The 8,743-nt window shown below is 61.6% G+C and carries 6 protein-coding genes; 3 read left to right on the top strand and 3 right to left on the bottom strand.

Going from position 1 to position 8,743, the window contains the following annotated elements:
- A partial coding sequence (locus tag Q0288_RS08320) for an ATP-binding cassette domain-containing protein (protein ID WP_299429429.1) occupies nucleotides 1-805 on the top strand: 805 nt, incomplete at its 5' end.
- Between the two features lie 65 nt (nucleotides 806-870).
- Entirely contained in the window at nucleotides 871-2,808 is a 1,938-nt protein-coding gene (locus Q0288_RS08325; RefSeq protein ID WP_299429430.1) for an ABC transporter ATP-binding protein, read from the top strand.
- Nucleotides 2,809-2,815: 7 nt separating this feature from the next.
- Here the strand turns inward: Q0288_RS08325 and Q0288_RS08330 are convergent, their stop codons facing one another.
- The 3 genes from Q0288_RS08330 to Q0288_RS08340 form a co-directional block, all read right to left on the bottom strand.
- Nucleotides 2,816-5,497, bottom strand: a complete 2,682-nt coding sequence (locus tag Q0288_RS08330) for a hypothetical protein (RefSeq protein WP_299429431.1) — start codon at nucleotides 5,495-5,497, stop codon at nucleotides 2,816-2,818.
- A 325-nt stretch (nucleotides 5,498-5,822) separates the two neighbouring features.
- Nucleotides 5,823-6,533 carry a sugar isomerase domain-containing protein gene (locus tag Q0288_RS08335; RefSeq protein ID WP_299429432.1) on the bottom strand — a complete coding sequence of 237 codons (711 nt, stop codon included), beginning with the start codon at nucleotides 6,531-6,533 and terminating at the stop codon, nucleotides 5,823-5,825.
- Nucleotides 6,534-6,716: 183 nt separating this feature from the next.
- The gene (locus Q0288_RS08340; protein WP_299429433.1) at nucleotides 6,717-7,424 is read right to left on the bottom strand and encodes a gamma-glutamyl-gamma-aminobutyrate hydrolase family protein; all 708 of its coding nucleotides are present in this window, start codon (nucleotides 7,422-7,424) and stop codon (nucleotides 6,717-6,719) included.
- Here Q0288_RS08340 and lysA point away from each other — a divergent pair.
- Nucleotides 7,417-8,598 carry a diaminopimelate decarboxylase gene (gene lysA, locus Q0288_RS08345; protein WP_299429434.1) on the top strand — a complete coding sequence of 394 codons (1,182 nt, stop codon included), beginning with the start codon at nucleotides 7,417-7,419 and terminating at the stop codon, nucleotides 8,596-8,598. The genes Q0288_RS08340 and lysA overlap by 8 nt on opposite strands.
- The last annotated feature ends 145 nt before the right edge of the window (nucleotides 8,599-8,743 follow it).

An 8,743-nucleotide genomic window follows, 5' to 3' on the forward strand; every position in this document is an offset into this window, starting at 1 on the left:
CACCCCTCAACCCCCCGACCCCCTTCTCCCGCGAGGGGCGAAGGGGGTGGCTGATGATCTTAACGGGTGGGGGGAGGTTAAGTTTGAGGAGGTAAGCCTGGAACTGGGAGGGCGCAGGGTGCTGGATAGCATCACACTCACCGTCCCACAGGGCACCACCCTGGGCATCACCGGGCGTACCGGGAGCGGCAAGACCTTACTGGTAAGTCTGATTCCACGCATCCTGGAGCCGAGTTCGGGACGGGTACTGGTGGGCGGCCACGACGTAAAAGATTTACCACTCCATACCCTGCGCAGTGCCATCGGACTGGTTCCCCAGGAGCCCTTTCTCTTCTCCGACACCTTGGCCGAAAACATCTGCTTTGGGCTGGCGCAGACCGACCCGGAACGGGCCGAGTGGGCTGCCAGGTTGGCCGGGGTTCACGACGATATTCTGGGCTTTCCCAGGGGATACGATACCTCGCTGGGGGAGCGTGGCGTGACCCTTTCGGGTGGGCAGCGCCAGCGAACTGCACTGGCTCGAGCCCTGGCCAAAAGGCCGCAAATCCTGATTCTGGATGACGCCATGAGCGCCGTAGATACCGAGACCGAATCGCGGATTCTATCTGGCTTGAAAAGTGTGCTGGGCCAGCAGACCACCATCCTGATCGGGCATCGCACCTCCACTCTGCAGTATGCCGACTGGATTGTGGTCTTGGACCACGGCAAAATCGCTGAGGAGGGCACCCACGAGATGCTTCTAGCCCACAGTGGAATCTATGCCGAACTTGACCGCATCCAGCGCCTGCAAGCGGAGATGGAGTGATAGCCCATAGCCCATAGCGAAAAAGCTATCAGCCATTTGCAGTCAGCTATCAGCAGCGGAGCCTTATGCACGAAGAAGAAGCCTTCAAAAAGAGTTTTGATGCGAAATATGCCCGCCGTATTCTGGCCTACGTCCGGCCCTACTGGAAACAGGTGGGGCTGGCCTTGCTGGCCCTGGTGGTGAGCACCCTCACGGCAGCCTCGACCCCCCTTTTCCTCAAATTCGCCATTGACAACGCAATTGTGCCGCGCGAGGTTTTGCCGCTGGCCCAGCGCTACGAGACCCTGCTGCTGATCTGCTCGTTGTTTCTGGCCGTGCGGCTGGTGGACTTTATCGCCAATTATGCCCAGACCTATCTGATTAGCTGGGTGGGTCAGCACATTCTCTACGACCTGCGCTCGGAAATCTTCGCCAAGCTTCAGCGCCTGCACCTGGGCTATTATGACCGCAACCCCGTGGGCCGTCTGATGACCCGCATCACTTCCGATGTGGACGCAATCAATCAGTTCATCACCGGGGGGCTGGTCGGACTTATCGCCGACTTTGCCCTGATTATAGGCCTGATGACCTTCATGCTGGTGCTGGACTGGCGGCTGGCGCTGGTCTCGTTTGCCCTCATTCCGGTCTTTTTGCTGGTTACCAACTGGATACGCAGCGGGATGCGCGACTCGTACCGGGCCATGCGGCTGCGCCTGGCCAGAGTCAATGCCTCGTTGCAAGAAAACCTGGCCGGGGTACAGACCACCCAGGTTTTCAACCGTGAACCCAAAAACGAGGTACAGTTCAACCTGCTCTCCACCGACCTGCGGTCGGCCTGGGTAGACATCATCAAGTGGTTTGCCCTGTATTTTCCCCTGGTGGGCTTCATGGGCGAGGTTACCGTGGCCCTGGTGCTCTGGTACGGGGGTGGGCAGGTCGTTCAACAGGCCCTCACGCTGGGGTTGTTGGTGGCTTTCACCGACTATGTGCGCCAGCTCTTCCAGCCCTTGCAAGACCTCTCCGATAAGTTCAACATCTTCCAGGCGGCCATGGCCTCGGCAGAGCGCATTTTTGGCCTGCTGGATACCGAAGAGGACGTGGCCGACCGGGCCGATGCCAAGCGGGTCGAGCGCTTCCGGGGCCAGATTGACTTCGAGAACGTCTGGTTTGCCTACGGGAAGCGGGGCGAGGCCAAACCCGACGGAACTCTACCAGGGGGCCATGGCGCGGGGGGGGAGGGTTTTACCTCCTCAGTTCCCAAGTCCCCCGGCTCCCCGGCTCAAGCCCTCAAAGCGGTTGAAAACCCTGTGAGCGAACAGGGCGAGTGGGACTGGGTGCTGCGCGGGGTGAATTTCCGGGTTCGGCCGGGTGAGAAAGTAGCCCTGGTAGGGGCCACCGGGGCGGGCAAGACCAGCGTTATTAGCCTGATTGCCCGTTTCTACGATGTGCAGCAAGGGGCGGTGAAGATTGATGGGCAGGACGTGCGGAATTACGCCCAGCGCAGCCTGCGTCGTTCCATTGGCATCGTGCTGCAAGACCCGTTCTTGTTTAGCGGCACCATCGAGTCGAATCTGCGGCTGGGGGACGATAGGATTACCCTCGAGCGCATCCAGGAAGTGTGTGCCTTTGTGGGCGCCGACGAGTTTATCGCCGAGCAGCCCCAGGGCTACCAGACCGTGCTGCACGAACGAGGCGGCGGCCTGTCCACCGGCCAGAAGCAGCTGCTGGCGCTGGCCCGGGCCATCCTGCACAACCCCGACATCCTGCTGATACTCGACGAGGCCACCGCCAACGTAGACTCCGAGACCGAACAGAAGATTCAGGCTGCGCTATACCGGGTGATGGAAGGCCGCACCTCGATTGTAATTGCCCACCGCCTCTCGACCATCCGCCACGTAGACCGCATCCTGGTCTTCCGCAAGGGCAGGCTGGTAGAAGAAGGCAGCCACGAGGAACTGCTGCAAAAAGGCGGCTACTACGCCAAGCTCTACGAGCTTCAGTATGTGCACGGCAGCGGTGATTGAATCAGAGCTACAGCGCTTCCAGCACATCACGCTGGCGCTCGATGAGGGCCAGCAGGCGCGAGAGCAGGGCTTTTTCGGCCAGGATGACCAGCCCTTTTTGCTTTAGGGGCACCAGCAACAGCACCCACTGGGGTAGGGAAATTATCGAGAGCTGGGCAGCCTCTCCGGACAGCTCATTGGCCAGGTTGAGCAGATCGTCAAAGACCATCTGGACACTGCCTGAAGCAAAGGGTAGGCTTCCGGCCACTGCCTTGCCCGCCTCGATCAAGGCGATGGCCTCCACACCCCGGATACGAAACGGGCTCAGCGCTTCGGCACGGATGGCTGGGGCAGGGTTGGAAGCCTGTGGTTGCGGCGGAGGGGTAGTCTCGGGTGGGGTGGGTTTGGAGGGGGTGGGTTGGGGAGGTGTGCTCACTTGGGTGGGGGACTCGAAAACACCCAGCAAGGACTCGAGGTCGGCCCCCTTGAACTCCTGCATCAGGCTCTGGGCTGCTGCGTACTCCTGGGCCAGTTGGGCTTCCAGGCGTTCGGCATCCTCCAGGGCCCGGCGCACCTCGAGCAGGCCGCTCACCCCCAGGCGGGGCAGGCGATCGGAGGCCGACAGCAGGAAATCACACAACGGTTTGATGCGCAGGGCGGTCTCGCCTCCGACGCTTTTATGGGTGTTGTAAGCCTCGAGCAGAGCGCTGATACGCCCGCCCAGCTCAGCCCGCAGGGCTTCCTGTGAACGGCGCAGGCGGCCCAGGAGCCCGTGAATCTCGCCCAGGTCGGGCAGCTCGCCGGCCTGAAGGTAGGTACGGGCCTGGGCTACTTTGTTCTCGAGTTCTTCGCCGCCCAGGCCCTTCATGCTGCGAGCGGCCACCTCGTAGCGGGATAGTTCTTCGGCCATCGCCGCACGGCGGGATGTAATTAATTCGTTTAAGGCGCGTTCCAGCGGGGTAGGGTCGGCAATGCGACCGTGGGCCAGGGCTTCGCGGGTAGCCTGCAAGGGCTGCTTGAGTTCGATCAGGGATTCTTTGAGGGTCTGCTCGAGGTAGCGGATGCGCGACTCGAGGGCATCCAGCTTGCTCGCCACCAGCCCCCTGGCGCGGCCCACCAGTTCGCCCACAGCCCGCTCGAGCTCGGCCAGGTTCCCGCCTGCTTGCTCGATGTGAGTAAGCAGGTTTTTCTTATCCAGATCGAGGATTTCCAGGGTAGGCAGGGCCTGCACGGCCGCCCGCAAACCCATACGTTTGAGGCTTTCCTCCTCGCGCTCCCGGGCGAGCTGGGACAGGAGTTCGGAGAGTTCCTGACGCAAGGTCTGGAGCGAGGACTCGGAGATGTCCAGCCCGGCCAGGGCCGTCATAAAAGACTCCACCCGAGGATGTCCCCGGAAGGGCGATAGGGAGTATTCGGCTTCGGTACGCAGGGTCGCCAGGGCTGCCCCGAGGCGGGCCTGGCGTTCACGGATTTCTCGGCCGGCTTTTTCTTCGGCCTCGAGGCCGGTCACGGCTCGATCCAGTTCGGCCATCTCCAGCGGAATGCCCCCCGCCTGCAAGGTTTCCAGCACCACTGCCAGCCGCGCCTGCACAGCAGCGGTTTTTTCCAGGGGCAGCTCCAGGCGGCCCAGCCGATCGGCCAGCCACTCGTAGCGTACCCGCGCTTCTGAAAGAGCTTCGGCATGGGTCGCCTTGAGCAGTTCGCCAAAAGCTGCCAGGCGCGCGCCCAGAGGGTTTCCGGCGCCCAGTTCGGTCTGCAGGGCAGCCAGTTGGCTGGCAATCGTGGGGATACCCAGTATCGCCGCATAGCGCTCCTTGAAAGCCTCCAGATGCCTTGTATCCTCAGCCACATCAATCTCGCGGATACGCGACTGCTGCTCGGCGGTGAGGGAGTCGAGATCAAGGTCGAACACCAGGGCCTCGTCGTCGAAACCATCGGTCGCCACCTCGAACACTTCTGTCACTTCCAGGGTGGGGTCTTTGAGCACCACCTGCGGCTCGGTGGGGTGATCCACTGCCGGAATATCTTCGATGGTATCCAGGGTGATGGCCATCTCGCTGGAGGGATTTTGCACCACCGAGGATTCAACCAGCTTGCGCATGTCAGCAGCCAGCGCACGTGCCCGCTCGACTTCGGCCAGGGCCAGGGTCTCCTGGGCATGCGCCTCTTGAATCTGGCGAATCAGGTTTTCCAGGCGGCGCACTTTGGGGCCGCCCACGCTCTGCACCCGCTGCAAGGACATCTCGAGGTCGGCAATATCGCGGGTCTGGCGCAGCAGGGCTGACTGGAGCCGTTCCTCGAGATGGGCCAGAACCTCCTGCCCCTCTCGCAGCAAGGCCCGCACCGCCGAGGCCTCGGGGTCTTGCTTAATCGCGTTGATCAGCCCGCGCAAACGCCCCACCTCGGGCCAGTCGAGGTAGAGGCTGAAGCGTTTGAGCCCGGCCTCGAGGTCAGTCAATACGCCTTTGGTATGGGCCGATCCCTTGCTCGAACCGGATTTAGAGCCGTTCTCCCCGCTACCGATACCCAGTTCCTTCAGCATTTCCTCGATGCGGCTGCGGGCGGCATTGGGGCTCATTTTGGTCTGAAGCTCGCGGTAGACCAGGCGTTTGAGAATGACCTCAGCCTGTGCTGCATCAAGCCTGTCCGGGCTGACGCCCAGCCGGCGCACGCCCTCTTCCAGCACCATGCGGGTGCGTTCCCCTAGCATGGGCTCGAGGGATCTATTAAGAGTCTGATACAGCGACAAGCCCTGACCTCCAGACAAAACCATAGGATACCAGCACCAAGCCCAGTGTATAGCGCACAAAAAAGTAGGGTGGTTCAAAACGACATTAAGAAATCCTCACAGCCGGGTTAAGGCTCCTTCAATTTTCAATATTAACCCCCTCCAGCACGCAAGACACTCTGAGGGCTGCTCTCATGCGAGCAAGAGCCGGGGAAAGGGGCTGACACAAATAGTACAGCGTAGTATCGGTTGTTGCACTGTGCATAGAAACGCACTTCGTTTTTTCCCCTCTCCTTCGCTCCAGTGCTCAAAGATGCCGCACTCTTCCTTTGAGGTGTTCGATCCAGCGGGTATTGTGGGCTTCGGCTCCGGGCATGTTGCTACTCCGGTAGGCCGGGATGGGCAGGCCCCGGTGATACAGCAAATAGGCGGCCTCACACCAGATGGCATTGAGAATAAAAGCACCCGCAACGGTCGAGATGGGGCCAACCGTCTCGCTGCCAATTTCCACCAGGGCATCTCCGGCTGGGCCGTGGTTGTCCAGCACCAGGTCGGCTATTCCGAGCATGGGTGATCGTTTCTTCTGGGCATACTGGCGGCTCAGGAGGGCCATCACCCGGGCTCCCCTGGCCTTAGCAGCCTGGGCCACTTCCAGCACCACCGCATTGGCTGCGCTGTTGGAAATTGCGATTAACACATCCCCCGGCTCGATGGGGTAGCGTCCGGCTATAATCGAACCATAGCCGGCGGTACGCTCCAGCAGGGTTCCAGCCAGTGCCCCCACCTGAAAAGTAGCACCCGGTTCAACCATCAGGCTTACCGAGGCTAGCCCGCCCGCCCGGTGGAACATCTCCGAAGCCAGCACATGGGAGTGTCCGGTGCCAAACGTGTAAATCAGGTGATCTTCCGCCACGGCATCGGCAATCCAGGTCGCTGCCGTGCGCATAGCGGGGGCCTCTTCCTCGAAGATAGTATCCAGCAGGGCCAAAACGGCAGAGGAGTATCTTTCCAGGCTCATCGGCTCGAGCATACTCCCAGGCAATGGATCCACCCTCCAATGGTGCGCGAATCGCCTCTCCAGGGGAGTTTTCGGCTACGGATACCCTCGAGATATCTGTTGAGACCGCCCCAATCGGCGCCGCTACGGGCGCAGTACCCAGGGGTATACCGAGCCCAGTCGGTGCAAAAAACCCGGATGTACTCAGCCAACCGGTTGTTTGGTGGCAGCCTCGATCAGTGCGCGGAAAATTCCCCACTGCTGTGGCAGCAGTTCGGGGTGCCACTGCACCCCAAGGTAAAAGGGGTGGCCCTCGAGCACCACCGCTTCCACGATACCATCCGGTGCGGTTGCAACGGGGCGCAGCCCTGGGGCCAGGTCTTTGAGGGCCTGGTGGTGATACGAATTCACCCGGAAACGGGGTTCAAACCGTTTGTTCAGGGGGCTCTTGCCGACCTGCTCCAGGCTGTGGCCCAGCACCGGCGGCTCGGCTTTCTGGCTGTGCTGCACGGCGCGAAAACCCTGTGCTGGCAAGTCCTGATAGAGGCTACCCCCCAGGGCCACGTTCATCACCTGAATGCCCCGGCAAACCCCCAGGGTGGGGATGCCGTGCTGGGCGGTGTATCGGGCCACAAAGAGCTCAAGCGCATCGCGCTCGAGGCTGACCTCCCCCATTTCAGGGAGGGGCTCTTCGCCGAAGTGGGCCGGGTCAACATCCACTCCACCCGGCAGCAACACCCCATCCAGTCTGTGCAGGATGGCGGGCAGCCTGTCGCTCTCCTGGGGAGGAAGGATTACAATACCTGCACCCTGGCTTTCCAGTGCCCGCACGTAGGGCTCGAGCAGGCCCCAGATTCTGGTACGAAAAGAGCCTTCTGTGTTACGCGATTGAGGGGTCGCCCCGATGAGCATGTCCCAATCCTACACTGCCCTGCGGCCTGAATTTAAGGAAGCCCTCAAGGAAGCTGCCAAAAACTTCCAGACCCCCTTCTACGCCTACGATTTGCAGACGGTTCTGGAACGCATAGACCGGCTGCAAAAAGCCTTCCCAGGTGGGGAGATTTTCTACGCCATGAAGGCCAATCCCCGCCTGGGCATCCTGCGGCGACTGCTCCAGTGGGGTCTCTTTGTCGAAGCAGTAAGCCTGGGTGAGGTGTACCGGGCCTACAAGGCCGGTTTCCAGCGTAACGAGGTGTTGCTGAATGGGCCGGTCAAGACCCCGGCCATGCTCGAGGAGCTGGACCGAATTGGCATCCCGATTCTGGGCCTCGATTCGCTGACCGACCTCCGACGGGTGATCAGGATGCTGCCCAGGGCTCGCGCCATCCTGCGGGTCAACCCCGACCTGCCCATCGCCACCCACGAGCATCTGGCGACCGGACGCGGCGAGAGCAAGTTTGGTATTTTGCCTGAAGAGGTGGAGCAGGCCCTGGAACTGGCCCGCCGGAGCCGCCTGGAAGTGCTGGGCCTGCATGTTCACCTGGGGTCGGCCCTCGAACACCTCGAGGACTACCAGGCCGGCTACGCGGTGATGGATCGGCTCTACCGCACCCACGGCCCCTTTCAGGTCATCAACCTGGGTGGGGGCTTTGGGCTGGGCCTCGACCTGGGCGAGCTAGGGGCACAGGCTATGGCACTGGCCCACCAGCACAAGGTCGAGTTGTGGCTCGAGCCCGGCCGCTACCTGGTCGCAGAAGCCGGGGTGCTGGTCACACGAACCTGGGGGGTCAAGCGTACCCGGCGCAATTATCTGCTGATTGATGCAGGCATGAGCCAGCTGATCCGGCCCATGCTTTATGGTGCAACGCATCCGGTCGAACCGCTCTACAAAAACCCGGTTATGGAAACCTACGACCTGGCCGGCCCAGCCTGTGAGTCGGGCGATGTGCTGGCCCGCGACGTAACCCTGCCCGAACCCAAAGAGGGCGACTTGCTGGCGATTCTGCAAGCCGGGGCCTACGCCAGCAGCATGAGCAGCAACTACCTCGACACCCCACGCCCCGCTGAGCTTTTGTGGACCGACCAGGGCTGGGAGCTGATCCGCCGTCAGCAGCGTTGGGAAGCTTTGCTGGAAGACGAGCAGTAGAGCGGTTTTCAGTAATAACGGTACCGTCCCACGAATCAACCTGCGGCCCAAATACCAGATTCGGTTAGAACCCGACCGAAGGGAGACGCTTTTTTCGCCGACCGTCCGGGAGGGGGGTGCTCCCGGATTCAAAAAGATCGCCTCG

It is taken from the genome of uncultured Meiothermus sp. (genome assembly GCF_937863175.1).
GTDB lineage: Bacteria > Deinococcota > Deinococci > Deinococcales > Thermaceae > Meiothermus.

Coding starts and splice junctions, on each gene's coding strand:
- Q0288_RS08325 (WP_299429430.1), top strand. CDS start 871: ATGCACGAAGAAGAAGCCTTCAAAAAGAGTTTTGATGCGAAATATGCC.
- Q0288_RS08330 (WP_299429431.1), bottom strand. CDS start 5,497: ATGCTAGGGGAACGCACCCGCATGGTGCTGGAAGAGGGCGTGCGCCGG.
- Q0288_RS08335 (WP_299429432.1), bottom strand. CDS start 6,533: ATGAGCCTGGAAAGATACTCCTCTGCCGTTTTGGCCCTGCTGGATACT.
- lysA (WP_299429434.1), top strand. CDS start 7,417: ATGAGCATGTCCCAATCCTACACTGCCCTGCGGCCTGAATTTAAGGAA.
- Q0288_RS08340 (WP_299429433.1), bottom strand. CDS start 7,424: ATGCTCATCGGGGCGACCCCTCAATCGCGTAACACAGAAGGCTCTTTT.